Source organism: Halobacillus sp. B29, from assembly GCF_052246755.1.
Lineage (GTDB): Bacteria > Bacillota > Bacilli > Bacillales > Halobacillaceae > Halobacillus > Halobacillus halophilus.
Genome location: NZ_JBQQCM010000033.1, coordinates 1 through 607 on the forward strand (window position 1 = coordinate 1; position 607 = coordinate 607).

Sequence of the window (607 nt, forward strand, 5' to 3'; positions counted from 1 at the left end):
TGAAGTCTAGCTACTTTAATACGTTGCTTATGCCAATTCGAAGATCCCTTTTCCCTTCGGGAAAGGATACGTTGAGCTTTTGCTAGTTTCTTTTCGGTCTTACGTAGGTATCGTGGGTTTTGATAGGCGGTGCCATTCGAGAGAGTAGCGAAGTCTTTCAATCCGAGATCAATGCCAACATACGTGTTGGATTTAGGAAGTTCCTGAATATCTGTTTGAACAAGATTGGATACAGAATATTTTCCGCTCGGATTGCGGCGAACCGTCGCACTCAAGATGCGACCTTTCACTTCACGGCTCTTGGCAAATCTCACAAGTCCCAGCTTAGGCAGTTTGATTTTGCGATCCTGGATGGCAATATTTCCGTTTGTGCATTTTGTGGTGTAGGACTGGACGCTGTTCTTCTTTGATTTGAACCGTGGAGCTTGGTTTTGCTTTTTGAAAAACCGTTTATAAGCGTCAGAAAGATGTTTGACCGAAGTTTGGATGGCCGTGCTATCCACTTCCTTTAACCAAAGGAATTCTCTTTTAAGCTTGGGTAGTTGTTTGGAACAAGTAGAGTAACTCAAACCTTTTCCGGTTTCCTTGTAGGCACTGCTCCATTCGG

Annotated in this window: 1 protein-coding gene; it reads right to left on the reverse strand. The window is 43.8% G+C overall.

Annotation, left to right across the window (positions count from 1 at the left end; genetic code table 11):
* On the reverse strand, positions 1-607 hold a 607-nt coding region (locus ACTWP7_RS20370), incomplete at both ends, for an RNA-guided endonuclease TnpB family protein (RefSeq protein WP_443124727.1).